The following is a 24,383-nucleotide window of genomic DNA, read 5'->3' on the forward strand; positions in this document are numbered from 1 at the left end:
CCGGAACCGTGCAGCGGTTTCGGGGCAACGATATGCATAGATAAATGCCCCGAACCGAAGGATTTCAGGCCATGGCAACTGCAGCGGCAGCGTCGAACAAAATCGAATCCTTCTTCGAAACCACGCTGGAAGATGCCGATCCGGAGATCTTCGGCTCGATCCGCAACGAGCTTGGCCGCCAGCGTCACGAGATCGAGCTGATCGCCTCGGAAAACATCGTTTCGCGCGCCGTGCTCGAGGCGCAGGGCTCGATCATGACCAACAAATACGCCGAGGGTTATCCGGGCAAGCGCTATTATGGCGGCTGCCAGTTCGTCGACGTCGCCGAGGAACTCGCTATCGAGCGCGCCAAAAAGCTGTTCGGCTGCAACTTCGCCAATGTCCAGCCGAATTCCGGCAGCCAGATGAACCAGGCGGTCTTCCTGGCGCTGCTGCAGCCGGGCGATACCTTCATGGGCCTCGACCTGAACTCCGGCGGCCACCTGACGCACGGCTCGCCCGTCAATATGAGCGGCAAATGGTTCAAGGTCGTTTCCTATGGCGTGCGCAAGGACGACCATCTGCTCGACATGGACGCGATCGAAAAGACCGCGCATGAGACCAAGCCGAAGCTGATCCTGGCCGGCGGCACCGCCTATTCGCGCATCTGGGACTGGAAGCGCTTTCGCGAGATCGCCGATGCGGTCGGCGCCTATCTTATGGTCGACATGGCCCATATCGCCGGCCTGGTTGCCGGCGGCGTGCATCCGTCACCGCTGCCGCACGCCCATGTCGTGACCACGACCACGCACAAATCGTTGCGAGGCCCGCGCGGCGGCATGATCCTGTGCAATGACGAGGACATCGCCAAGAAGATGAACTCGGCGGTTTTCCCCGGCCTGCAGGGCGGCCCGCTGATGCATGTCATCGCCGCCAAGGCGGTCGCCTTCGGCGAGGCGCTGAAGCCGAGCTTCAAGCTCTATGCCGAGAGTGTCGCCGCCAACGCGAAGGCGCTGGCGTCGAGCCTCAAGGAAACCGGCCTCGACATCGTCTCCGGCGGCACCGACAACCATCTGATGCTCGTCGATCTCAGGCCCAAGAACGCCACCGGCAAGCGCGCCGAGGCAGCGCTCGGCCGCGCCAACATCACCTGCAACAAGAACGGCATCCCGTTCGATCCGGAAAAGCCTTTCGTCACCTCGGGCGTGCGTCTGGGCACGCCGGCCGGCACCACGCGCGGCTTCGGCCAGGCCGAGTTCCGCGAAATCGGCAAGTTGATCGCCGAGGTGCTGGACGGGCTGAAGGTCGCCAATTCCGACGAAGGCAATGCGGCTGTGGAAGCAGCCGTGAAGGCCAAGGTCGTGGCGCTGACCGATCGTTTCCCGCTCTATCCCTATCTCGGTTGACCGCCAGCGGCGCATCGTCTTTTATCCCGCGCTCTGCGCCGCTTGCTGTCCGGGCGGCGCGGCCTGTGGAGATCTGACGATGCGCATGTTCCATCCTGCCGTTCTGGCCTTCCTCGGCTTGCTTGCCACCTTCACTGTGTCGTGCGCGATCGCCGAGGAGCAGACGCAGCCGGGCACGGATATCCCGGCCACCAGCACCTTTGGCAGGTGGACCACGATCATCGATGCGCTCGACACCGGCCAGGATTCGCACAAGACCTGTGCGGCCTCGACAGCCTTTGTCGACGGCAACGGCAATGCCGGCACGCTGACGCTTTCGATCTCGACTGGCGACGCCCTGCCGCCCGATGCCTATCCGGCGATCATGTTCACCATCGCCAACAAGGAGCTGCCGACCGGCAAGAAGATCGCCGCGACCTTTGGCGACCCCGGCGTCAAGGTTTCCGCGACCGTCTATTCCAATGATGCCGGCCGCCCGAGCTGGACCGTCGACAACCAGGCCAAGACCAGTCTCGCTTTGTTGCGGGCCATGCGCCAGGTCATCTCGCTCGATGTGACGTTCGGCAAGCAGGCTGTCGCCAGCATCCCGATGGATGGCTTCACCAAGGCCTACCGCAACCTCGGAACGTCCTGCGGCTTCCCGACCAAGGACGTCGCCCCCTGACATATCTGGCGCGGCTGGCAATTTTCCTCCCGCCTCGCTATCTCTGAGGGCGCGAGCGGCCGTTGCCGAACCTTTGCCGTCCCGGCAAAAACCTCTAAGCCTATCGTTCCGCCAGAATCGCCAACCCGAAGGCTCTCCATGCGCTGTCCCTATTGCCAGTCCGAAGATACGCAGGTGAAGGATTCGCGCCCCGCCGAGGATGGCGCGGCGATCCGCCGGCGGCGCGTCTGTCCCGATTGCGGTGGCCGTTTCACCACCTTCGAGCGCGTCCAGTTGCGGGACCTCGTGGTGGTCAAGAAGTCCGGCAGAAAGGTGCCGTTCGACCGCGACAAGCTCTTGCGTTCGGTGGAGATCGCGGTGCGCAAGCGCAATGTCGATCCCGAGCGCATCGACCGCGCCGTCACCGGCATCGTGCGCCAGCTCGAAAGCTCCGGCGAGACGGAAATCGCCTCGGGCGAGGTCGGCCGGCTCGTGATGGAAGCGCTGAAGTCGCTCGACGACGTCGCCTATGTCCGCTTCGCCTCTGTCTATCGCAATTTCCGCGAGGCCAAGGATTTCCACGATGTGCTGGGTGAGCTCAAAGGTGACGAACTCAAAGGCGACGAGCTGAAGAGCGAAGAGGACGCCGGCTGAGCATGGCAAGCCAAACGTCAGGGAAGGCCGATCAGCAGGCCCTCGATCGCCGCTTCATGGCCGCGGCGCTGCGGCTGTCGCGGAAAAATGCCGGCCGCACCTCCACCAACCCTTCCGTCGGCACCATAATCGTTCGCGACGATGGCGCCGGCCCGATGATCGTCGGCACCGGCGTCACCGCTGTTGGCGGCCGGCCGCATGCCGAGACCGAAGCGCTGGCTGAAGCCGGCGAGTTGGCGCGCGGTGCCACCGCCTATGTCACGCTGGAGCCCTGCGCCCACCATGGCCGCACGCCGCCTTGCGCCAACGCGCTGGTTAATGCCGGAGTGGCGCGGGTGGTAGGCGCTGCCAGCGATCCCGATCCGCGCGTCTCCGGCAAAGGCTACGCCATCCTGCGCGCCGCCGGCATCGAAGTGGTCGAAAAGGTGCTGGTCGAGGAAGCCGCCGGGCAGATGGCCGGCTATTTGATTCGATCCCTGAAAAAGCGCCCGGAAGTGACTCTGAAGCTTGCGCTTTCCAGCGACGGCAAGATCGGCAGGCATGGCGCCGGCCAGGTTGCGATCACCGGCGATATCGCCCGCCGCGAAGTCTATCTGATGCGCGCCGAAGCCGATGGCATACTGGTCGGCATCGGCACGGCGCTGGAGGATGATCCCGCGCTCACCGTCCGGCTGCCGGGGCTGGAGAACCGCTCGCCGGCGCGCATCGTGCTCGACCGCCAGATCAGGCTGCCCGAAGCCTCGAAGCTGGTCTCCGGCATCGACCGGGTGCCGCTCTATATCGCCGCGAGCCTGGAGGCCGACCCGCTGCGGCGGTCGGTGCTGGAGCGTGCCGGTGTGCGCTTCATCGGCACCGAAACCCATGAAGGCGGCATTGCCTTGCCGGAGCTGCTCGAGGATCTCGGCGCGCTCGGCATGGCCAGCGTTCTGGTCGAAGGCGGCGCCAAGGTAGCCAGCGCCTTCCTCGCCGAAGGACTGGTCGACCGCATCGTGCTGTTCCAGGGACCGGAAGCGATCGGCGAGGGCGGCATTGCGTCGCCCATCGACGCCAACCATATCCCGGCAGGCTTCCGCAAGTTGCGCGAGATACGCTTCGGGGAAGACAGCTATGCCGAATGGGTGAGAGATATCTGAAATGTTCACTGGAATTGTCACCGATATCGGCACCGTCGCGGCCGTCAAGCCGCTGAGCGAAGGCGTCGGCCTGCGCATCGACACCGCCTATGACCCCGCGACGATCGCCATCGGTGCCTCGATCTCCTGCGGCGGCGTCTGCCTGACGGTGACGGCGCTGCCAGATGGCGGGTCCAACGCACGCTGGTTCGAGGTCGAAGCCTGGGAAGAGGCCCTCAGGCTGACCACGGCGTCGGGCTGGAAATCAGGCACCAAGGTCAATCTCGAGCGGGCACTGAAGATCGGCGACGAACTTGGCGGCCACATCGTCTCCGGCCATGTCGATGGCATGGCCGAAATCGTCGAGCGGAAGGATGAAGGCGATGCCGTTCGCTTCACGCTGGAGGCGCCGCGCGAACTGGCAAAATTCATTGCCCCAAAAGGCTCCGTCGCACTCGACGGCACCTCGCTCACCGTCAACAAGGTCGAAGGCGCCCGTTTCGATGTGCTGTTGATCCACCATTCGCTGACCGTGACCACTTGGGGCGAGCGCAAGGTCGGCGACAAGGTCAACCTCGAGATCGACACCATGGCCCGCTACGCCGCGCGCCTAGTCGAGGCGGCGAAAGAGGGGCTTTGATGGCCGCAAAACTCACAATCGAACAGAAAAAGCGGCTTACGCGCGAAGCAATGGCCGATGTAGACGCGGGTCGTGTAGTGGATCACGAAGCTGTTCTCGTCTGGGCTGAAAGCCTCTGCAGCGAGTGCCCGCTACCGACGCCCAGCCCAAAGACGCGCTAGGCCAGGCTTCGCCTCCAGCAATCTTCCGCTTGCGATCAAACCGGCTTCGGCCTAAGTCACCGGCTACCCCCGGAGACATTTATGGCTGGCACATCCCAACACGGCAAAGCGTTCATTCGCCCGAAGAAGAAGGCCCACCTTCTGATCATCGAGGCGCGCTTTCATGACGATCTTGCCGACGCACTGCTCGACGGCGCGACGAGCGCGCTCGACGAAGCCGGCGCGACCTATGACGTCGTCACCGTTCCCGGTTCGCTGGAAATTCCAGCCGTGATCACTTTTGCGCTCGACGGCATGGGCGAGGGCGGCAAGGACTATGATGGTTTTGTCGCGCTCGGCACCATCATCCGCGGCGACACTTATCATTTCGACATCGTCGCCAATGAATCGAGCCGCGCGCTGATGGATCTCTCGGTGCAGGAAGCGATTGCGATCGGCAACGGCATCCTGACCACCGAGAACGACGCGCAGGCCTGGACGCGCGCCAAGCGCTCGGAGGGCGACAAGGGCGGCTTTGCCGCGCGCGCGGCGCTGACCATGATCGCGCTCAAGGAGAAGCTGGGAGCGCAATCGTGAGCGAACCCGCTTCGCCCGGCCAGCCCGCGATACGCCACGCCAACAAGCGTGGCGCCGCCCGTCTGGCCGCCGTGCAGGCGCTTTACCAGATGGACGTGGCCGGCAGCGGCGTCTTCGAGATCACCGCCGAATACGAGGCGTTCCGGCTCGGCAAGGAAGTCGACGGCGCGCTTTATCGGGAGGCCGACGCGCAGTGGTTCCGCGCCATCCTGGCCGGCGTCGTCGAGAACCAGACGACCATCGATCCGATCATACGCCAGGCGCTGACGGAAGACTGGCCGCTGTCCAGACTCGATTCGACGTTGCGCGCCATCCTGCGCGCTGGCGTCTACGAACTGATGAAGCGCGACGACGTGCCGGTGGCCGTCATCGTTTCGGAATATGTCGACATCGCCAAGGCCTTCTACGAGGAAGACGAGCCGAAGCTGACCAACGCCGTGCTCGACCGTGTGTCGCGCCGGGTGCGGGGCGAGGGGCGCGGCAAGGACGCATTGTGACCGGCACCGTCGCCGGCGCAGCACGGGACGCGCGCCGCACGGCGATCATCCTGGCGACGTCGCAGGCGATTATCGGTTCGGCCGCGCCGATTGCCATTTCCATGGGCGGGCTGGCCGGGCAATATCTGCTTGGCCCCGATAAGTCGCTGGCAACGGCGCCAATCACCGGCTTCAACATCGGCGTGGCGCTCGGCGCGTTGCCGGCCGCGGCCATCATCCGTTGGCTCGGCCAGCGCGGCGGTTTCATGACCGGCACCATCGTCACCGCGCTTGGCGGCGTCATCTCCACGTTGGCTCTGTTCCACGCCAGCTTCTGGCTGTTCGCTTTCGCGCTGCTGGTGATCGGCGTCGGCGGCGCCTTCGTTCAGCAGTTCCGCTTCGCCGCCGCCGATAATGCTCCGCCCGAATTCAAGGCGCGCGCCATTTCCTTCGTGCTGGCCGGCGGCGTCATCACCGCGATTCTCGGGCCGCAGATCGTCATCTTCACCCGCGAATTGCTGGCGCCGGTGATGTTTGCCGGCTCGTTCGTGGCCATTCCGGTTCTGGCGGCGGCCGGCGCCATCATCCTGTCATTCCTGCGCATCCCGGCCAAGGCTCCCGGCCACGCGGAAGTCGCGTCAAGCGACGCCCGGCCGCTGTCCGAGATCGTCACCCGGCCGCGTTTCGTCGCGGCACTGTTTTGCGCCGTCGGCAGCTATGCGCTGATGAGTTTCGTCATGACCGGCGCGCCGCTGGCCATGGTCGGCTGCGGCCTGTCGACGGACGACGCCACGCTCGGCATTTCCTGGCATGTGATGGCGATGTTTGCGCCGAGCTTCTTCACCGGATCGCTGATCCATCGCTTCGGCGCCGAACGCATCGTCGCAACCGGCCTGGTCCTGCTCATCGGCTGCGCCGCGGTGGCATTGTCCGGCCTGCATTTGTGGCAGTTCTGGACGGCGCTGATCCTGCTTGGCCTCGGCTGGAATTTCGCCTTCATCGGCGCCACCTCCATGGTCGCCGACAGCTACCATCCGTCCGAAAAGAGCAAGGTGCAGGGCTTCCACGACTTCGTCCTGTTCGGCTCCGTCGCCTTCGCCTCGCTAATGTCGGGCGCCATCTACAATGCCTGGGGCTGGGAGATGCTGAACTGGCTGGTTTTCCCGGTCGTCGCCCTGTGTTTCGTCGCCCTTGGCGCGCTCAAACTGACCGGATCGCGCAAAGCCCGCGCCTGATCCGGTTCTATCTTTGGCTTGGCACGACCTGTCAGCATGGCGCCGACCGAATCGCGGCGACCGCATAAAATTATTGCTTCTGTACCCATTGTTATGAAACCGTGTGCCCCGACGGGGCGTTGAAGCCATGCTCATATGCGGCCACCGCATTTCGGTCCAAAGCAAGGGGTTTTCACAATGTTTTCAGTCAAGATTCTGGCCGGCGCGGCGTTGGCGCTCGGCATCACGGCCGCCTCCGCCAATGCCCAGGTGGTCGTCTCCTCGAAGATCGACACCGAGGGCGGCGTGCTCGGCAACATCATCCAGCTTGTGCTCAACGCCAACAACATCAAGACCACCGACCGCATCCAGCTCGGCGGCACGCCGGTGGTACGCAAGGCGATCACCGCCGGCGAGATCGACATCTATCCCGAGTACACCGGCAATGCCGCTTTCTTCTTCGAGAAGGCCGACGATCCGGTCTGGAAGGATGCCGCCAAGGCCTATGAGACCGCCAAGAAGCTCGACTATGACGCCAACAAGATCGTCTGGCTGTCGCCGTCACCGGCCAACAACACCTGGGCGATCGCGCTGCGCAAGGAGGTTGCCGAGACCAACAAGCTGGCGACCCTGACCGACTTCGGCAAATACGTCGCCGGCGGCGGCACGGTGGTTTTGGCGGCGTCGGCTGAGTTCGTCAATTCGGCGGCAGCCCTGCCGGCGTTCCAGACCACTTACGGCTTCACGCTGAAGCCGGAGCAGTTGATCACGCTTTCGGGCGGCGACACCGCCGCGACAATCGGTGCTGCCGCCAACCAGACCAACGGCGCCAACGCCGCCATGGTCTACGGCACCGACGGCGGCATCGCGCCGTCCGGCCTGGTCGTGCTCGCCGACGACAAGGGCGTGCAGCCGGTCTACCAGCCGGCGCCGATCATCCGCGAAGCGGTGCTGAAAGAGCATCCGGAGATCGAGACGCTGTTGAAGCCGGTGTTCGCCAAGCTCGACCTCGTCACGCTGCAGGAACTCAACGGCCGCGTCCAGGTCGGCGGCGAGCCGGTCAAGGGTGTCGCCGAGGACTTTTTGAAGAAGAACGGGTTTTTGAAGTAGTCAGCGCATATTTGATCGTGACGCTGGTGCGAGACACCCCTCTCTGGAAGCTGCTGATCTCCCCCCTTGCGGGGGCGATGTCCGGCAGGACAGAGGCGGGTGCTGTCCCACCGACCTCACAACCGGTAGCAGGTGCGTGCCTCGACAGGGTTGCTTCCGAACAGGCCGACGCTCGAAAGCTGACGATCCTTCACACCCCCCTCTGGCCTGCCGGCCATCTCCCCCGCAAGGGGGGAGATCGGACTTCGCGTCGGCTTGCGCCGATCACCAGCGTAGTCTGCGCAACGTGGAAAATCGCTCCTCATGAGGGGCATCCATGACCCTGCGTTTCGACAAGCTCGGCATGGTTATCGCGGCGATCGTTGCCTATGCGGCGTTTCTGGCTCCGTTCGCCACCTTCCGCGCCAATCGTATCGTTCCCGGTCAGGCGCGCTCGATCCTGGAGGCGCTGCCGGCCACAGTCGGGCCGCTACTGCTGGCGATCGTCGTCGTGGCCGCAATTGTTGCCTTGCTGAAAACCCCGCTTGTCCTGCGCCTGGCCGCAAGCGTCGTGGCGCTCGCCGCCCTTGCCATCCTGATCGGTGTCGCCGGCACCTTCCTGATGCCGGCCGGCAACACCTTCGCCCGCATCTCGCCGGCTTCCGGGTTCTGGCTGTTGATCTTTGCCTTCACATTGTTGCTCGCCGACGTGCTGACCAGGCTCAACCTGTCGCCAGCGGCCCGCGTCGGCGTGCTCGTCGTCGCGGCGCTGGCCATCGGCTTGTTGCTGATATCGGGGCAGTGGGATAGCCTGTCGATCCTCAAGGAATATGCAAACCGCGCCGATAGTTTCTGGGCCGAAGGCTCCAAGCACATCACACTGGCGCTGGGGTCGCTGGCGGCGGCGGTGATCGTCGGCCTGCCGCTCGGCATTCTATGCCATCGCGTCGAACGGTTGCGCGCCGGTGTGCTCAACGTGCTCAACATCGTCCAGACCATACCCTCGATCGCGCTGTTCGGCCTGCTGATCGCGCCGCTCGGCTGGGTCGCCACCCATGTTCCGGGTGCCGCAGCGCTCGGTATCAGAGGCATCGGCACCGCGCCCGCCTTCGTTGCCTTGTTCCTCTATTCGCTGCTGCCGGTGGTGGCCAACACCGTGGTCGGGCTTGCCGGCGTACCCCGCGCGGCCAATGATGCAGCGCGCGGCATGGGCATGACCGATGGCCAGCGCCTGTTCGGCGTCGAGTTTCCGTTGGCCTTTCCGGTGATCCTCACCGGCATCCGCATCGTGCTGGTGCAGAACATCGGCCTGGCCACCATCGCAGCACTCATCGGCGGCGGCGGCTTCGGTGTGTTTGTGTTTCAGGGCGTTGGCCAGACGGCGATGGACCTGGTGCTGCTGGGCGCCGTGCCGACGGTGGCGCTGGCTTTTGCCGCGGCCATCATCCTCGACGCAGTAATCGAGATGACCGCCACCAGGCGCAGGGTTGAAACGGCATGATCGAGATCGAAGGCATTACCAAGCGCTATGACGCGACGACCGTGGTCAACGACGTGTCCATGGTCGTCGAGCCGCGCACGGTTTGCGTCATTGTCGGTACCTCCGGTTCCGGCAAGACGACGCTGCTGCGAATGATCAACCGGCTGGTCGAGCCGACCGCCGGCGTCATCAAGCTCGACGGCAACGACAACCGCTCGCTGCCCGGCTACGAACTGCGCCGCAGCATCGGCTACGCCATCCAGGGCCACGGCCTGTTCCCGCACCGCACCGTTGCGCAGAACATCGCCACCGTGCCGGTCCTGCTGGGCTGGGACAAGGACCGCATCAAGGCCCGCGTCGATGAGTTGATGACACTCTACCAGCTCGACCCCGAGGCTTATGGCCCGCGCTACCCGCACGAACTGTCCGGCGGGCAACAGCAGCGTGTCGGCGTCGCCCGCGCGCTCGCCGCCGAGCCCAATGTGCTTCTGATGGACGAGCCGTTCGGCGCACTCGACCCGATCATCCGCACCAAGGCGCAGGAGGACCTGCTGGCAATCCAGAAGCGCTTCGGTACCACCATCATCCTCGTCACCCACGACATGGAGGAGGCGGTCCACATGGGCGACAAGATCGCCGTCATGGATGCCGGAAAGCTGGTGCAATACGCCAAGCCGGAAGAGATCCTGGCGCGGCCGGCGAACGCCTTCGTCGAAACCCTGGTCGGCGCCAGCGAAAAGCCGTTCCGGCTCTTGTCGCTCGGCCGCGTGCGCGAGGCCGTGGAAAAGGGGTCTGCCGAAGGCGAGGCGATCCCAGGCGACGCCAGCCAGCGCGACGCGCTGGCCGAGCTTCTGTGGTCGGGCCGGCCCGCGCTGCCGGTCAAGGGCGAAGACGGCAAGCCGCTCGGCCGCGTCACCGTCGACGGGCTGGTGAAGCGCGCGGCGAGGCCGGCATGAAAGGGGCCGGTCTAAAAGCCTGGCTGCCTTCGCTGCTCAGGCTTGCACTGGTGGTGCTTCTCATAGCCTTCGTCACCAATCCCGGCTGGTTCGAGCCGCTGTTGAAGCCGCTGACCGAAAACAATGCGCCGGCGATCTACAATCAGGGCAGCCTGCTGACGCTGACCCTGCTGCATCTCAGGACCGTGCTGATCGCTACCGTCGCCGCAACCATCGTTGCCGTGGCGCTTGCCATCCTGGTGACCAGGCCGGCGGGCGCCGAATTCCTGCCGCTGTCGCGCAGCTTGGTGAACATCGGCCAGACCTTTCCGCCGGTGGCGGTGCTGGCGCTGGCGGTGCCCGCCGTCGGTTTCGGCGAGAAGCCGACGCTGATTGCGCTGTTTCTCTACGGCCTGCTGCCGATCTTCGAGAACGCGCTGACCGGCCTCACGACACTGCCCGGCAACATCATGGAGGCCGCGCGCGGCGCCGGCATGACGGGCTGGCAAAGGCTGATCAAGGTCGAATTGCCGCTGAGCGCGCCGATCATTCTGGGCGGCATAAGGCTGTCGGTGGTGATCAGCCTGGCCACGGCGACGATCGGTTCGACGGTTGCCGCCAAGACGCTGGGCGAGGTGATCATCGCCGGCCTGCTGTCCAACAATCTCGCCTTCGTCCTGCAAGGCGGCCTGATCGTCGCGGCGCTGGCGGTGCTGATCTATGACGGACTGTCCGCCATCGAGCGCTATACGGCGCGCAAGATGGGGCAGGAGACTGGCGACTGACCTTCGCTGGACTGCGGGCAAAGCATTGACTGACGCAGCGTCATTTCAACCGATCTAATAGCAAGGCATCGGCCACGGGAATGTTCTGGCCTAAACCTTTTGGCTGAAAGCGGGGCAAAAACCGAACAATATCTTGACGTTCCGAGCCCTGTTTCGCATACACCGCTGCGAAGGACGGATTCCGCCTAGGCTTATCCGCTCCCCGCACCAACGGCCCAGGGAGGGGTTCTTTTGGGCCATCAATCGAGGAAAATTCGGCAATGACCATCATTTCTGCCGTCATCGCCTGCGGCTTGCTTTCAATCCTTTACGCCATCTGGGCGACACGATCGGTTCTTGCAGCCGATCAGGGCAACGCACGCATGCAGGAAATCTCCGCCGCCATCCGCGAAGGCGCGCAAGCCTATCTGGCGCGCCAGTACACCACCATCGCCATCGTCGGCGTGGTCGTGCTTGTGCTCGCCTGGTGGCTGCTCTCGATCACCGCCGCGGTCGGCTTCCTGATCGGCGCCGTGCTCTCTGGCGCCGCCGGTTTCATCGGCATGCACGTCTCGGTGCGCGCCAATGTGCGCACCGCGCAGGCGGCGTCCAACAGCCTCGCCGCCGGTCTCGACATCGCCTTCAAGTCGGGCGCCATCACCGGTATGCTGGTGGCTGGCCTCGCGCTGCTCGGCGTGTCGATTTACTACTATATTCTGACCGGCCCGATGGGCCTGCAGCCCAATGACCGCATCGTCATCGATGCGCTGGTTTCGCTCGGCTTCGGCGCTTCGCTGATCTCGATCTTCGCCCGTCTGGGCGGCGGCATCTTCACCAAGGGCGCCGACGTCGGCGGCGATCTCGTAGGCAAGGTCGAAGCCGGTATTCCCGAAGACGATCCGCGCAACCCGGCCACCATCGCCGACAATGTCGGCGATAATGTCGGCGACTGCGCCGGCATGGCCGCCGACCTCTTCGAGACCTATGCGGTGACCGTCGTTGCCACCATGGTTCTGGCCGCCATCTTCTTCGGCGGAACCGCCGCTCTGGGTGCGGCGATGCTCTATCCGCTCGCGATCTGCGGTGCCTGCATCCTGACCTCGATCGTCGGCACCTTCTTCGTCAAGCTCGGTTCCAACGGCTCGATCATGGGCGCCCTCTACAAAGGCCTGATCGTCACCGGCCTGCTGTCGATCGTCGGTCTCGGCGTCGCTACCTCGGCAACCGTCGGCTGGGGCGAGGTCGGCACCGTCGCCGGCATGACCATCATCGGCAAGAACCTGTTCATCTGCGGCCTGATCGGTCTCGTTGTGACCGGTCTTATCGTGGTGATCACCGAATATTATACCGGCACCAACAAGCGCCCGGTGAACTCCATCGCCCAGGCCTCGGTGACCGGTCACGGCACCAACGTCATCCAGGGACTTGCGGTGTCGCTCGAATCGACCGCACTGCCGGCAATCGTCATCGTCGGCGGCATCATCTCGACCTACCAGCTCGCCGGCCTGTTCGGGACGGCGATCGCGGTCACCACCATGCTCGGCCTGGCCGGCATGATCGTCGCCCTCGACGCCTTCGGCCCGGTCACCGACAATGCCGGCGGCATTGCCGAAATGGCCGGCCTGCCCAAGGAAGTGCGCCACTCCACCGACGCGCTCGACGCGGTCGGCAACACCACCAAGGCGGTGACCAAGGGCTATGCCATCGGTTCGGCCGGCCTCGGCGCGCTGGTGCTGTTTGCGGCCTATTCGAACGATTTGAAGTTCTTTGCCGCCAATGGCGACAAATATCCGTACTTCCAGGGCATGGGCGATGTCTCCTTCGACCTCTCCAATCCCTACGTCGTCGCCGGCCTGATCTTCGGCGGTCTGATCCCGTATCTGTTCGGCGGCATCGCCATGACGGCCGTCGGCCGTGCGGCCGGCGCCATCGTCGAGGAAGTGCGCAAGCAGTTCCGCGAGGATCCGGGCATCATGGCCGGCACCTCCAAGCCAAACTATGCCCGCGCCGTCGACCTTCTGACCAAGGCGGCGATCCGCGAAATGATCATCCCCTCGCTGCTGCCGGTGCTGGCGCCGCTCGTCGTCTATTTCGGCGTGCAGCTGATCTCGGGCTCCAAGGCGTCCGCCTTTGCGGCGCTCGGCGCCTCGTTGCTCGGCGTCATCGTCAACGGCCTGTTCGTCGCCATCTCGATGACTTCGGGCGGCGGCGCCTGGGACAATGCCAAGAAGTCGTTCGAGGACGGTTTTGTCGACAAGGACGGCGTCAAGCACCTCAAGGGGTCCGAAGCGCACAAGGCTTCGGTCACCGGCGACACGGTTGGCGATCCCTACAAGGACACCGCCGGCCCGGCGGTCAACCCGGCAATCAAGATCACCAACATCGTGGCGCTTCTGCTGCTGGCCGTGCTCGCGCACGGCTAAGGCAACGCCACTGCTTCAGGAACAAACCCGCGGGAGCGATCCCGCGGGTTTTTGTTTGAGATTTACGCTGGTGGCAGTCAACCCTCATCCGGCTCGGTCCCCACATCGCCGCGCTTGCTGTAGCGATCCAGCAATTCTCTCACGCCAGGTTCGCGCTCAGGCATCGGCGCCAGGCCACGCAGGCGCCGCAGCTTGGCAAGGAAGGCGCCTCGCTTATACTTGCGGCGGAAGGCGCGGGCGCGGGGATGGATGCCAAGAGCCGCCATCAGCCTGCGCCTGAGATAACTCGATGCCGCCAGGCGAATGGGTTCGCCCGCGCAGCCAAGGATTTTCACGCGCAAGGCGTCCGGCGTCTGCATGGCATCCAGAAGATCCTTCTGTTCCTGCGCATTGTCGCCGAGATAGGAACCCTTGCGTATGCCGGAATGCAACTTGATCACCGTGAGGTGCGGCATCGTCGCGATCACCGCGCCCTTTCGCCATGCCCGAAACAGCCAGTCCTGCGAGCTTTCGCAAAAGCACTGGCTGGCGGGTCGCCAAGGTCCGAGCAGGCTGAACGAAGCGCGGCGAAACATGTGTGCCGAGCCAAATCCTTCCGTCGTGACGGGGTCGTAATAACCATCCTTGCCGATCCCGAAGATCGAATTGACAGGATTGCCGGCCGCCGACGGCGGCTGGATGACGGCACCGCGCGCCAGCACCACGTCGGCGCCCGAGGCGTCGATCCAGCCGGTCATCGCCGCCAAATGGTCGGGAAACCACAGATCGTCGTGGTTGAGCAAGGCGACGAAGCGGCCACGCGCCCTGGCAAAGCCGATATTGTTGGGACCGGACTGTTCGCCGAAATTGACAGGAAGATCGATGTAGACGATGCGGGCATCGTCAAATTCAGCGACAACGGCCGCCGTATCCGGCCTGCAATCGTCGCCGATGACCAAGGCTTCCCAGCCTTGCAACGTCTGGCGCATGACGCTGGTCAATGCCTGCCGCAGTGCTGCCGGCCGGTTGTGCGTCGCGATCACGATCGAGACCAGCGGTTCGCCGCCGGCCTGATCGCGCTGCGCCGATGCTTCCACGCTACACCAGTCTGTAGGGAATGTGGTCGGTGTCTGGCGGCAGGCGCCAATGGTCGGGCTGATCGTAGGCATAGGCCTTGTCGACGAGGTTGAGCAGCACCGCCGTCTCCGCTCCGAGCGAAACAACACCGTGCCATATTCCGGGTGGAATGATGACGACCGCCGGGCGCAACGGGCCGATAATCTTGTGCCAGACGGCGCCGAAGGTCGGCGAGGCCTTGCGTCCGTCAAACAGCGAAATGCGGACGCTGCCGACGCAGCAGAACAGCCGGTCGGTGGTCACCGCGTGTGCATGCCAGCCAGTCACCGCGCCGGGATACAAGGTCCGTTGGAAGACCTGGCCGACCGGCTCCGAATCGAGCTCCCACTCCTCGCGAAAGATCTCGGTCAGATAGCCGGTGGAGGTTGCGACCGGCCTGATCTCCTTGACCCTCACGCCATCGATCGCCACCGGCTCGATGGGTATCCAGTCAGGCGTGACCACCTGGCCGTCAGCCGTTCCGGTCGCCATCCAGCCTGTCGGTTTTGTCCGGTTTTTGTCCTGCACGGATGCTCCCCCAATTCAGCGTGATGCGCGATTGGCCAGCACGGTCTGATACGAATTTGACCGGTCGCTGGCAAGTACGCGTCAAGGTTTGCTGATGGGTTTCGACCTCACGGCACTTGATGTTTCCGACGCATCGGAGGGCCGCATTGCCCAAAACGTCGTTCCGTTCTGCCCAAGCCCGGACCGTCCGCCTGCTTTAATACCCCGGCCATTGGCCAGGACATTGCGATCGACGCGGTGTCCGCCGCCCTTGCGGCGATTTTGGCCAGGGAAACGACATTTCGGCAGGGAAAAGAAATGGACATTTTTTTGATGACGGCTTCGCTTGCGCTGGCTGGAATTATTGCCGGCATCTACGTCTCGGGCGTAATCCACGATTTTCGCATCGATGATCTTACCGCCGGCCAGTACATGGCCATGCATCAGATGCGCGACCGGACGTTTACCCGGGTGATGCCGTTAGTCAGGCTGACGACGCTGGTGCTGATCGCGGCGATGGCGATGTTTGCGGTCGATGCCGGCCTGCCGCGCATCCTGACCATCGTCGCCGCGGCGCTGGTGGTGATCGACATTGGCTTCACCGTCAGCCGTCAGGTGCCGCTCAACAAACAGGTGCAGAGCTGGACGCCGGTGACCATCCCCGATGATTGGGCTCAGACGCGCGACAGCTGGGCGGCCAACCACAATCTGCGCCTTGTGCTTGGACTGGCCGAATACGCCTGCCTGTTTGCCGCGGTCATCCTGACGCTCAGCCGGTGATTCAGTTTTCGCGGAACGCCGCGGCATGGGTCGGCACTTCTGCCGGCCGCCGCCGTTGAAAACAGGAGTATTGCCATGCTGCACCACGCTTCATTCAACGCCCGCGATCCGCAGGCCGTCGCCAGCGTCCTTCCCGAAATGCTGGTCGCCACTGCGGTTCGTGCGCCGTCGCCGCCATTCCCGCAGGGCGCATGGTTTGTCTGCCTCGGCGACGATTTCGGCTCGCTGATCGAAATCCTGCCGTGCGGCACGGTTCTGGACCAGCAAGCGCCGCTCGGCATCGGCTTCGACCCGAACATGCGCCTGCTCCGGCTCGCATGTGCTGCTCAGCACGCCCAATTCGACCGAAACCATCCAGGGCATTGCCGCCCGCATGGGCTGGCATAGCGGGCTGATCGATGCCCGCCTGTTCAAGGTGCTCAAGGTCTGGGTCGAGGACGAAACCCTGGTCGAATTCCTGACGCCCGAGATCGCACCGCTATACCGCGCGACATTCGCCTGGGGCGGCATGGCGACACTCGACGCCAAGCTGCGCGAGCTGGAGAGCCAGATGGCGGCAGCGCTTGCCGCCAAGGCCGCGAACCAGTCGGGCCGCAAGGATGACCAACCGGCCGGTGCAATGAGTCCGTGAGCACCGGGGGGCGCCTTCTGCTGACCTCCCGAGGAGAGTTCCCAAACGGCCGCCGAGGTCAACCGGCGCCGGCGCTGTCGCCGGCTTCCGCCTTCAGCCAGTTGATGAATGATCTGGCAGGCTCCCAGGCGGAGATGGACGGGTGGACGACGACGTAGTGGTTCCAGTTCGTCGGTATGTCCGTTGTCAGGAGGCGGACGAGCCTGCCTGTGCGCAAATCGCTCTCGACCAGCGACTTCCTCGCGATGGCGACGCCCAGACCGCTCGCCGCCGCTTCGACCGCCAGCAAGGTGCCGTTCAGATTCATGCCGTCGCCAACCGTATCCAGCGGCAGATTGTTTCTCTCGAACCAGTGGCGCCAATTGGCGCCGCTCTCGTCATTTTCGGCCGTCGTGTCGAGGATGCGAAACAGTCGCAGCACATCGTGCTGGTCTCTGACCGGGCCGTTGGCGGCGAGATAGTCGGGACTGACGACAGGAAAGATCGCATCTGCCATCAGCCATTCGGTCTTGACGGCCGGATAGTGTCCGCCGCCGAAGCGCAATGCGATGTCGACTGTTCGCTGCGAAAGGTCGACGACTGCAAGATCCGCATTGATGTCGATCTCTGTTTCGGGATGCTTTTTGCGAAACCTGTGCAGGCGCGGGGCCAGCCAGCGTACGGCATGCGAAGGAATGGCGGTGACCCTCAGCCTCGTGCGCTCGTTGCGCGCGACACTCGCGATCGTGCTCTGGATTTCCAGCAATGCGCGTCGCACGCCTGCGGACAATCTTTCGCCTTCAAGCGTGAGTTCGACGCGGCGGACATGGCGGGTGAACAGAAGCACGCCGAGATCGGCTTCGAGATCGGCGATGCGGTGGCTGAGCGCGCTTGGCGTAACATTCAGCTCATCGCCGGCGCGCTTGAAGCTGCCCAGCCGGGCAATGACCTCGAAAGCCCGAATGGATTCCAGTTGTGGAAGCCGTCTTGTCATTTGCCGTTACCCTATCCTGCCCATGGGTTCCTTAGCATGAATGAACTAAGCTCATCCATAGCTTCGTAAATAGTCTTTTGTCCAAGTGCGCAAATCATTGTAGCCATCCACTGCCCCCCGATTGCCGCCGTCGGAATGAGAGGCCGTTCATGGAACGAGCCTCGACTACGAACGACAGTGAAATGAAGACAATCGCTTGGGAGTACCCCATGACTATTCGACCCCCCGAGTTTGCGCATGCGCGCTTTTCGACCGCCATGTGGCCCCGAGCCGAATGGAGAAACGTCTATTGCGACCTGTTGCGCCGGATGGTGACCGACATGGATTTTAACGTCACGGAGGAAAAGCTCTCCGTCGACGCGACCATCCTGCGGCTGCCGGGCGTCGGCATTGCCAATTCGAGGACCACCGCCTTCCGCACCATCCGTTCCAGCGCCATGGCCAAGGGGACCGATGACTACATTTTCTTCATGTGTCTGGAGGGCGCTGCCACCTTCTCGCATCTCGGCCGCGAGGCCAGCATCGAGGCCGGCCAGGCAATCCTTCTGTCCTCCTCTGATCCGCATGTGATCGAGCGGGCGATGTCGCATCATCTCTTCATCACCATCCCCAAGGCAGCGCTCGGGCCCGTGGCTGCGAATGCGGATGCCGCCCTGATGACGCCGATGTCATGCGTGGGCGAAAAGTTCTTGCTGCTGACCAGCTATGTCCGTCTGCTGATGCAGGAGCCGAACCTGGCCGCGTCCGAATTGCGCTGGCTTGCCGCCAAGCACATACAGGACCTTGTCGCGGTCGTGGTCGGGGCAACGCAGGACGCCACTGAGGTCGCCGCAGGCCGCGGCATACGCGCCGCGCGGCTGCGCGCCATCAAAGCCGATATCGAAAGCAATCTGGCTTCCGGCGATGTCGGGTCCGACGCGCTGGCCGGGCGCCACCGCGTCAGCGCGCGCTATATCAGAAAGCTGTTCGAGGGTGAGGGTACCTCGCTGTCGCAGTTCGTGCTTGGCCGGCGGCTGGCGCTGGTTTGCAGCAAGCTATCCGACCTGCGCCTGGCACACCGCACCATCGGCGCCATCGCCTTCGACGCCGGCTTCGGCGATCTCTCGACCTTCAACCACGCCTTCCGCCGGCATTTCGGCATGACGCCTTCGGAAGCGCGGCAGAGTGCGGCTGTGCACCGCGCCTCGCTGGAGCCCGGCGGCCGAACAGGCCACGCGCGGCAAAGCGCGACGGGTGTTGCGGCCGCATGACCTCAAAACAAAAGCCCGCAGGATCGCTCCCGCGGGCTTTTGGTCGCCTGAGATGGTGTCGCTTCGGGGGAAGCAAAAATCTAAGGAAGGCGGTCGCTTCTTAGGCGCCGCCGCCAGGAATGGGGGGCGCCAGCTTGCTGGCGCCTTTGATGATCTGGCTGAGGAAGTTCTGGTCCTTGCCGCCGGTCGGCGTGGTGCGCGAGATGAAGTCGAAGATCTTGCCGTCCTTCAGACCGTAATTGGCAATCTGGGTGACGCGCCCGTCCTCGCCAAAATAGACCGCGAGCACTTTCTGGTCGACCAGGCGCGGCTTGTCGAAAGCGACATAGCGCTTGCGCGTTTGCGAAATGTAATAGAACGCCTCATTGTCGAAGGTGGCTTTCGTCGATGGCGTGCCGAGCGCCAGAAGCACCTGTTCGCGGCTGGAGCCCACCGGCACCGAATCGACAGCCTGCTGGTCGATAACATAGCCCTGCGTCAGCGTCTCGCTAGGGTTAAGGTCGCCGAACATCTTGGACGAATTGCAGCCCGACAGCGCGGAAGCCACCAGCACCAGCGAAACCGCGGCGGTGGCCCCAGGCAGAAAAGTCGACTTGAATTTCAGCGCGCGCAACAACAACTCCATTAGCTGGCCGCAACTTGCGCTGGGCGGCAAAACCGGTAAACCAGCTTGCTTGCCGATGCAACAAGGCCCATTCAAACAATCGGTCCCCAGGAGACCACCCTCAATGTTCCAGCGCCTTTTTGGCCGCGAACGCAACGCCAACCGCGCTATCACCGAGGCGCTTTACGCACAAATCGTGGCGGCGGCGCGGCAGACCGTGTTTTATTCCCACTGGAATGTGCCGGATACGCCGCTCGGCCGTTTCGAGATGCTGTCGCTGCATATGTTCCTGTTTCAGCACCGGCTGCGCGGCGAAGAGGGCGTCGCGCATGAGGTCGCGCAGGTGCTGATCGACGAGTTCTTTCTCGATGTCGAGCATTCGCTGCGGGAACTGGGCGTTGGCGATGTCGGCGTGCCCAAGCGCATGAAGAGGCTGGCCAAAATGTTCTACGGCCGTACCGCCGCCTATGACGACGCGCTGGAACGCAGCGACCGCGACGCGCTTGCTGCCGCCCTGGCGCGCAATGTCAGACCCGATGCCGGCGCCTGGCCGCAAGCCTTGCCGCTGGCGTCCTATGTAATCGATGCCGCAAGGCAGCTTGAAGCACAGCCGTCCGAATCGATCGTTTCCGGTGCCGTGGCGTTTCCCGTCGCGAAAGCGGAGTGAGGAGGGGAGACCAAGATGAAACATGTGGACACGCCTAGCCCGGTCTCATTTGCGGCCAATGTCGGCCGCCTGCCGCACAAAGGTTTGCAGGTGGTGATCGACGCCGACGCCGCGCAGCGCGCAATGCTTGCGCGCGAGCACGAGCTGCTTTCGGTCGAAAACTACCGTGCTGAGCTTTTGGTGGCGCCGTGGAAGCGCAATGGCGTCAAGGTCAGCGGCCGCGTCGAGGCTGATATCACCCAGGCCTGCATCGTCACCCTTGAGCCGGTCGCGGCCCATATCGACGAAGAGGTCGAGGCGCTGTTCCTGCCCGAACAATCCAAACTCGGACGGCAAGGTTTCGAAGGCGGTGGCGAAATCCTGCTCGACGCCGAAGGGCCGGACAGCCCGGAAACTTTCTCCGGCGACACGATCGACGTCGGCGCGCTCGCCGAACAGTTCTTCGGGCTGGCGATCGATCCCTATCCGCGCAAGGCAGGCGCCTCGCTCGATGCCGCCGGCCCGAACGAGCCCATCGAGAATGAATTCCAGCAAAAGCTGCGATCCTTGCTTGGAAAATCCTAAAACACGAAGCGATCGGAGAAAAGCCGGTTGTGCGGCAGCCCAAAACCGCTATTTTCGCCGAACCTTCGCGAGCCCCCGAATTTCGCGAGTTTAGTATTTCTTTCGCGGGCCATGTGCCCTGGCCCAAGCTAGTGAGATAAAGACCGCGTGATCAGGATTTCCATCGATGCCATGGGTGGCGATCACGGGCCAAACGTGGTCATCCCGGCACTCATGACGGTCGCCGTCAGGCGTCCCGACATCCGCTTCGTCATATATGGGCGCGAGGAATTGGTGCGCCCCGAACTCGCCAAATTCCCCAAACTGGCCGAGGTCAGCGAGTTCCACCATTGCGAAGTCGCGGTCAGGATGGACGACAAGCCGAGCCAGGCGCTGCGCCACGGCCGCTGGAAGTCGTCGATGTGGAAGGCTGTCGAAGCAGTCAAGAGTGGCAGCGCGCAGGCCTGCATTTCGGCCGGCAATACCGGCGCGCTGATGGCGATGTCGAAATTCTGCCTGCGCACGATGGCGACCATCGACCGTCCGGCGATCGCGGCGATCTGGCCCACGATGCGCGGCGAGAGCGTGGTGCTGGATGTCGGCGCCACCATCGGCGCCGATGCGCACCAGCTGATCGACTTTGCCATTCTCGGCACCGGCATGGCGCGCTCGGTGTTCGGCATCGACCGGCCGAAAGTCGGCCTGCTCAATGTCGGCGTCGAGGAGATCAAGGGACAGGAAGAGGTCAAGGAAGCCGGGCGCATGCTGCGCGAGGCCAACATGGCCTCGATGAATTATCATGGCTTCGTCGAGGGTGACGACATCGGCAAGGGCACGGTCGACGTGGTCGTCACCGAAGGATTTGCCGGCAACATCGCGCTCAAGACGGCAGAAGGCACTGTGCGCCAGATCTCAGGCTATCTGCGCGCCGCGATGAACCGCACGCTGATGGCCAGGATCGGCTATGTCTTCGCCAAGGGCGCTTTTGACCGCCTGCGCGAAAAGCTCGATCCGGGCCGCTCCAATGGCGGCGTTTTCCTGGGTCTGAACGGCATCGTGGTAAAGAGCCATGGCGGCGCCGATTCGGACGGTTTCGCGGCAGCGATCGAGCTTGGCTACGATATGGTGCGCAACAATCTGATCGACCGCATCGAGGCCGATCTCGACCTGTTCCATGCGCGCAACCCGCATGCCCAGGCAAGCAGGAAATCCGACGCCACCGTCGACGAAAAGGAATAGGAAAGAGCTTTGATCAGATCAGTCGTGCGCGGCACCGGTGCTGCGCTGCCCCGCCGCATCATGAAGAATGCCGATTTCGAAGGCATGGTCGAGACCTCGGACGAGTGGATCGCCCAGCGCACCGGCATCCGCCAGCGCCATATCGCCGCCGATGACGAGACGACGGCATCCCTGGGCGAGGCGGCGGCGCGCGCAGCGCTCGACAATGCTGGTCTTGCGCCTGCCGACATCGACCTGATCGTGCTGGCGACCTCGACGCCCAACAACACCTTTCCGGCGACCGCCGTCGAGATCCAGAACCGGCTCGGCATGCATCACGGCTTTGCCTTCGACCTGCAGGCGGTGTGCTCGGGCTTCGTCTATGCGGTGACCACCGCCGACCTCTACATCAGAGGCGGCCTCGCCAAGCGCGTGCTGGTGATCGGCGCGGAGACCTTTTCCCGCATCCTCGACTGGAGCGACCGCTCGACCTGCGTCTTGTTCGGCGACGGCGCCGGCGCGCTGGTGCTGGAAGCGGATGAGGGCACTGGCGGCATTGCCGACCGTGGCGTGCTGGCGATGAGCCTGCGCTCCGACGGCGCCCACAAGGACAAGCTTTTCGTCGATGGCGGTCCCTCGACCACCGGCACCGTCGGCCATCTCAGGATGGAAGGCCGCGAGGTGTTCAAGCACGCCGTCGGCATGATCACCGACGTCATCGAGGCGACGTTTTCGCAGGCCGGCATAACCGCCGACGACCTCGACTGGTTCGTGCCGCATCAGGCCAATAAACGCATTATTGACGCTTCGGCCAAGAAGCTCGGGATTGCTGAGCAAAAGGTGGTGGTCACCGTCGATTTGCACGGTAACACCTCCGCTGCTTCCGTGCCGCTAGCGCTTTCGGTGGCCGTCGCCGACGGTCGCATCAAGAAGGGTGATCTCGTGCTCCTGGAAGCGATGGGCGGCGGCTTCACCTGGGGCGCGGTTCTCGTTCGCTGGTAAGTGCCGAACGGTCCGGTTTCGGTCCTTGACCTTGCCGGATCAATTACTTAGGCTCTGCCTTTACCTGTATCGATTTATGTTTTTTGAACTGATGGGACGGTCGCATGGGGGGAAAGACACTTACGCGCGCCGACCTTGCCGAAGCTGTTTACCGTAAGGTCGGCTTGTCACGCACTGAATCGGCAGAACTCGTCGAAGCGGTGCTGGACGAAATCTGTGAAGCCATCGTACGCGGCGAGACGGTGAAGCTGTCGTCCTTCGCCACCTTCCACGTCCGTTCCAAGAACGAACGCATCGGCCGCAATCCCAAGACCGGCGAGGAAGTGCCGATCCTGCCGCGCCGGGTGATGACCTTCAAGTCGTCGAACGTGCTGAAAAGCCGTATCCTGCGCTCGCACCAGAACAGCAAGGCCAAGGGCGGCAAATAGGTTCTGCCGCAGGCTTCGGTTGAAAACGCCGGGCCGTTTTGACGCCGGGCTTGAATATTGTTTCATAAACCGCTGAAATGATACCCGATTCGGTAGACTGGGCCGGATCGCCGTCCAGCGTGAGGATTTCGCCCATGGACAAGAGCCCCGACGCTTTCCGCACCATCAGCGAGGTCGCGGAGGATCTCGATCTGCCGCAGCACGTGCTGCGCTTCTGGGAAACCCGTTTCAACCAGATCAAGCCGATGAAGCGCGGCGGCGGCCGCCGCTACTACCGGCCGCAGGATGTCGAACTGATCAAGGGCATCCGCCACATGCTCTACGACCAGGGTTACACGATCAAGGGCGTGCAGAAACTGCTGCGCGAGAACGGCAACCATTTCCTGGTCGCCATCGGCAATGGCGACATGGCTGCCGTCGAAGCGATCTCGCAGCGCAGGCAGGCCGATCAGGTGCCGCTGACGCCAGCCGCCCAGCCGCGCGGCATGGATGACGAGATGCTGGTCGGTCAGCCCAAGGTAAAACCCAGCCGCCGCTTTTTCGGCCTGGGCAAGACCGAGGAGGAAGGTCCGGTCCAGCCCGGCGCATCGAAACTGTCGCGCGACAACCGGGCCTTGCTGCAGGAGGCGCTGTTTGACCTCCTGGAGTGCAAGCGCCTGCTCGACCAGGTGCGCTAACCTTTCAGCTGCCCTCGGGCAAGCAGACCGGAACCGGTTCTGCGGCCATGCGTTTGGCCTTCTCTCAAAAGAAGGAAAAACAATCATGGTATCGCTTTCGACCCTCTCCGATCTCGATCTCGAAAAGCAGGTCGCGACCCTTTCCAAAGAGCTCGCCGCGTTGCGCAAAGTCGTGGCCAAACGCGGCGGTGCTTACTACGAGGACGGGCGCGATGCCGCTTCGGACTATTATGGGCAGCTTGCCGACCTTGTCAGCGATGCGCTGCCGGCGATCAGGAAGCAGGGCAGGGCGATCGAAAAGACGGCGCGCGATCGTCCGGCAACAGCCGCTGCTGTTGGGTTGGTCGTGGTCGGCCTTCTCGCCAGCTTGTTGCTCAGCCGGCGCTAAAACAATTCACGAAAACAAAAAGAAAATGGCGGCCGTCCCGCGGACGACCGCCATTTCCCTGATCTCCG

At 63.7% G+C, this 24,383-nt stretch carries 29 protein-coding genes; 25 read left to right on the forward strand and 4 right to left on the reverse strand.

What is annotated here, in order from left to right; translation table 11 throughout:
* The first annotated feature begins 71 nt into the window (after positions 1–71).
* The 14 genes from glyA to AC3EMP_RS17515 all read left to right on the forward strand — a co-directional run bounded on the left by glyA (position 72) and on the right by AC3EMP_RS17515 (position 13,552).
* The gene (gene glyA / locus AC3EMP_RS17450; protein WP_352498383.1) at positions 72–1,385 is read left to right on the forward strand and encodes a serine hydroxymethyltransferase; all 1,314 of its coding nucleotides are present in this window, start codon (positions 72–74) and stop codon (positions 1,383–1,385) included.
* A 79-nt stretch (positions 1,386–1,464) separates the two neighbouring features.
* The gene (locus AC3EMP_RS17455) at positions 1,465–2,049 is read left to right on the forward strand and encodes an invasion associated locus B family protein (RefSeq protein WP_023708668.1); all 585 of its coding nucleotides are present in this window, start codon (positions 1,465–1,467) and stop codon (positions 2,047–2,049) included.
* A gap of 138 nt (positions 2,050–2,187) precedes the next feature.
* Positions 2,188–2,682 carry a transcriptional regulator NrdR gene (nrdR, locus tag AC3EMP_RS17460; RefSeq protein WP_023669351.1) on the forward strand — a complete coding sequence of 165 codons (495 nt, stop codon included), beginning with the start codon at positions 2,188–2,190 and terminating at the stop codon, positions 2,680–2,682.
* Between the two features lie 2 nt (positions 2,683–2,684).
* Positions 2,685–3,815: a bifunctional diaminohydroxyphosphoribosylaminopyrimidine deaminase/5-amino-6-(5-phosphoribosylamino)uracil reductase RibD gene (gene ribD, locus AC3EMP_RS17465; protein ID WP_023823268.1), complete on the forward strand. Its 1,131-nt coding sequence runs from the start codon at positions 2,685–2,687 to the stop codon at positions 3,813–3,815.
* 1 nt (position 3,816) lies between these two features.
* On the forward strand, positions 3,817–4,434 hold the full coding sequence (locus AC3EMP_RS17470; RefSeq protein WP_023823267.1) for a riboflavin synthase: 618 nt from the start codon (positions 3,817–3,819) through the stop codon (positions 4,432–4,434).
* 50 nt (positions 4,435–4,484) lie between these two features.
* On the forward strand, positions 4,485–4,595 hold the full coding sequence (locus tag AC3EMP_RS17475; protein WP_488482040.1) for a hypothetical protein: 111 nt from the start codon (positions 4,485–4,487) through the stop codon (positions 4,593–4,595).
* 81 nt (positions 4,596–4,676) lie between these two features.
* The gene (ribH, locus tag AC3EMP_RS17480; protein ID WP_023693260.1) at positions 4,677–5,171 is read left to right on the forward strand and encodes a 6,7-dimethyl-8-ribityllumazine synthase; all 495 of its coding nucleotides are present in this window, start codon (positions 4,677–4,679) and stop codon (positions 5,169–5,171) included.
* The gene (nusB, locus tag AC3EMP_RS17485) at positions 5,168–5,668 is read left to right on the forward strand and encodes a transcription antitermination factor NusB (RefSeq protein ID WP_023682390.1); all 501 of its coding nucleotides are present in this window, start codon (positions 5,168–5,170) and stop codon (positions 5,666–5,668) included. Before ribH ends, nusB begins: the two co-directional genes overlap by 4 nt.
* Entirely contained in the window at positions 5,665–6,882 is a 1,218-nt protein-coding gene (locus AC3EMP_RS17490) for an MFS transporter (protein WP_023689506.1), read from the forward strand. The genes nusB and AC3EMP_RS17490 overlap by 4 nt, the downstream gene beginning before the upstream one ends.
* A gap of 177 nt (positions 6,883–7,059) precedes the next feature.
* Complete coding sequence (gene osmF, locus AC3EMP_RS17495) at positions 7,060–7,971, forward strand: glycine betaine ABC transporter substrate-binding protein OsmF (protein WP_023689505.1); 912 nt, start codon at positions 7,060–7,062, stop codon at positions 7,969–7,971.
* A gap of 316 nt (positions 7,972–8,287) precedes the next feature.
* Entirely contained in the window at positions 8,288–9,451 is a 1,164-nt protein-coding gene (locus AC3EMP_RS17500; protein WP_023743616.1) for an ABC transporter permease, read from the forward strand.
* Positions 9,448–10,386 (forward strand): ABC transporter ATP-binding protein, encoded by a 939-nt coding sequence (locus tag AC3EMP_RS17505; RefSeq protein WP_023697448.1) that lies wholly within the window; start codon positions 9,448–9,450, stop codon positions 10,384–10,386. Before AC3EMP_RS17500 ends, AC3EMP_RS17505 begins: the two co-directional genes overlap by 4 nt.
* A complete protein-coding gene (locus tag AC3EMP_RS17510) occupies positions 10,383–11,150 on the forward strand; it encodes an ABC transporter permease (RefSeq protein WP_023693265.1) in 768 nt (255 codons plus the stop codon). The genes AC3EMP_RS17505 and AC3EMP_RS17510 overlap by 4 nt, the downstream gene beginning before the upstream one ends.
* A gap of 260 nt (positions 11,151–11,410) precedes the next feature.
* Positions 11,411–13,552, forward strand: a complete 2,142-nt coding sequence (locus AC3EMP_RS17515; RefSeq protein WP_023689501.1) for a sodium-translocating pyrophosphatase — start codon at positions 11,411–11,413, stop codon at positions 13,550–13,552.
* 77 nt (positions 13,553–13,629) lie between these two features.
* Here AC3EMP_RS17515 and AC3EMP_RS17520 read toward each other — a convergent pair whose 3' ends face one another.
* Positions 13,630–14,628 carry a glycosyltransferase family 2 protein gene (locus tag AC3EMP_RS17520; protein ID WP_023697447.1) on the reverse strand — a complete coding sequence of 333 codons (999 nt, stop codon included), beginning with the start codon at positions 14,626–14,628 and terminating at the stop codon, positions 13,630–13,632.
* Between the two features lies 1 nt (position 14,629).
* Positions 14,630–15,175 carry a dTDP-4-dehydrorhamnose 3,5-epimerase family protein gene (locus tag AC3EMP_RS17525; RefSeq protein ID WP_352463583.1) on the reverse strand — a complete coding sequence of 182 codons (546 nt, stop codon included), beginning with the start codon at positions 15,173–15,175 and terminating at the stop codon, positions 14,630–14,632.
* Positions 15,176–15,472: 297 nt separating this feature from the next.
* Here AC3EMP_RS17525 and AC3EMP_RS17530 point away from each other — a divergent pair, with 297 nt between their 5' ends.
* The 3 genes from AC3EMP_RS17530 to AC3EMP_RS17540 all read left to right on the forward strand — a co-directional run bounded on the left by AC3EMP_RS17530 (position 15,473) and on the right by AC3EMP_RS17540 (position 16,565).
* On the forward strand, positions 15,473–15,934 hold the full coding sequence (locus tag AC3EMP_RS17530; protein WP_023697445.1) for an anthrone oxygenase family protein: 462 nt from the start codon (positions 15,473–15,475) through the stop codon (positions 15,932–15,934).
* A gap of 75 nt (positions 15,935–16,009) precedes the next feature.
* The gene (locus tag AC3EMP_RS17535; protein ID WP_023697444.1) at positions 16,010–16,321 is read left to right on the forward strand and encodes a hypothetical protein; all 312 of its coding nucleotides are present in this window, start codon (positions 16,010–16,012) and stop codon (positions 16,319–16,321) included.
* Entirely contained in the window at positions 16,308–16,565 is a 258-nt protein-coding gene (locus AC3EMP_RS17540; RefSeq protein WP_352712379.1) for a hypothetical protein, read from the forward strand. The genes AC3EMP_RS17535 and AC3EMP_RS17540 overlap by 14 nt, the downstream gene beginning before the upstream one ends.
* A 58-nt stretch (positions 16,566–16,623) precedes the next feature.
* On the opposite strand, the gene AC3EMP_RS17545 is transcribed toward AC3EMP_RS17540, so the two are convergent.
* Positions 16,624–17,538: a LysR substrate-binding domain-containing protein gene (locus AC3EMP_RS17545; RefSeq protein WP_023727524.1), complete on the reverse strand. Its 915-nt coding sequence runs from the start codon at positions 17,536–17,538 to the stop codon at positions 16,624–16,626.
* Between the two features lie 209 nt (positions 17,539–17,747).
* Between AC3EMP_RS17545 and AC3EMP_RS17550 the strand changes: the two genes are divergently transcribed.
* Complete coding sequence (locus AC3EMP_RS17550) at positions 17,748–18,788, forward strand: helix-turn-helix domain-containing protein (protein WP_488494639.1); 1,041 nt, start codon at positions 17,748–17,750, stop codon at positions 18,786–18,788.
* Positions 18,789–18,888: 100 nt separating this feature from the next.
* Here the strand turns inward: AC3EMP_RS17550 and AC3EMP_RS17555 are convergent, their stop codons facing one another.
* On the reverse strand, positions 18,889–19,401 hold the full coding sequence (locus tag AC3EMP_RS17555; RefSeq protein WP_023669368.1) for an outer membrane protein assembly factor BamE: 513 nt from the start codon (positions 19,399–19,401) through the stop codon (positions 18,889–18,891).
* 115 nt (positions 19,402–19,516) lie between these two features.
* On the opposite strand from AC3EMP_RS17555, the gene AC3EMP_RS17560 reads away from it, so the two are divergent.
* From AC3EMP_RS17560 to AC3EMP_RS17590, 7 genes are all read left to right on the forward strand, one after another.
* On the forward strand, positions 19,517–20,059 hold the full coding sequence (locus AC3EMP_RS17560) for a ubiquinol-cytochrome C chaperone family protein (RefSeq protein WP_023669369.1): 543 nt from the start codon (positions 19,517–19,519) through the stop codon (positions 20,057–20,059).
* Positions 20,060–20,074: 15 nt separating this feature from the next.
* A complete protein-coding gene (locus AC3EMP_RS17565) occupies positions 20,075–20,623 on the forward strand; it encodes a YceD family protein (RefSeq protein WP_023727526.1) in 549 nt (182 codons plus the stop codon).
* 147 nt (positions 20,624–20,770) lie between these two features.
* Positions 20,771–21,841, forward strand: a complete 1,071-nt coding sequence (gene plsX, locus AC3EMP_RS17570; protein WP_023700539.1) for a phosphate acyltransferase PlsX — start codon at positions 20,771–20,773, stop codon at positions 21,839–21,841.
* A 9-nt stretch (positions 21,842–21,850) separates the two neighbouring features.
* On the forward strand, positions 21,851–22,822 hold the full coding sequence (locus AC3EMP_RS17575; RefSeq protein WP_023823265.1) for a beta-ketoacyl-ACP synthase III: 972 nt from the start codon (positions 21,851–21,853) through the stop codon (positions 22,820–22,822).
* A 104-nt stretch (positions 22,823–22,926) separates the two neighbouring features.
* Positions 22,927–23,250: an integration host factor subunit alpha gene (locus tag AC3EMP_RS17580; RefSeq protein ID WP_006201891.1), complete on the forward strand. Its 324-nt coding sequence runs from the start codon at positions 22,927–22,929 to the stop codon at positions 23,248–23,250.
* 134 nt (positions 23,251–23,384) lie between these two features.
* Positions 23,385–23,927 carry a MerR family transcriptional regulator gene (locus tag AC3EMP_RS17585; protein ID WP_023669374.1) on the forward strand — a complete coding sequence of 181 codons (543 nt, stop codon included), beginning with the start codon at positions 23,385–23,387 and terminating at the stop codon, positions 23,925–23,927.
* A gap of 85 nt (positions 23,928–24,012) precedes the next feature.
* Positions 24,013–24,315 (forward strand): hypothetical protein, encoded by a 303-nt coding sequence (locus AC3EMP_RS17590; RefSeq protein ID WP_023669375.1) that lies wholly within the window; start codon positions 24,013–24,015, stop codon positions 24,313–24,315.
* The last annotated feature ends 68 nt before the right edge of the window (positions 24,316–24,383 follow it).

Source organism: Mesorhizobium sp. P160219, assembly GCF_057786095.1.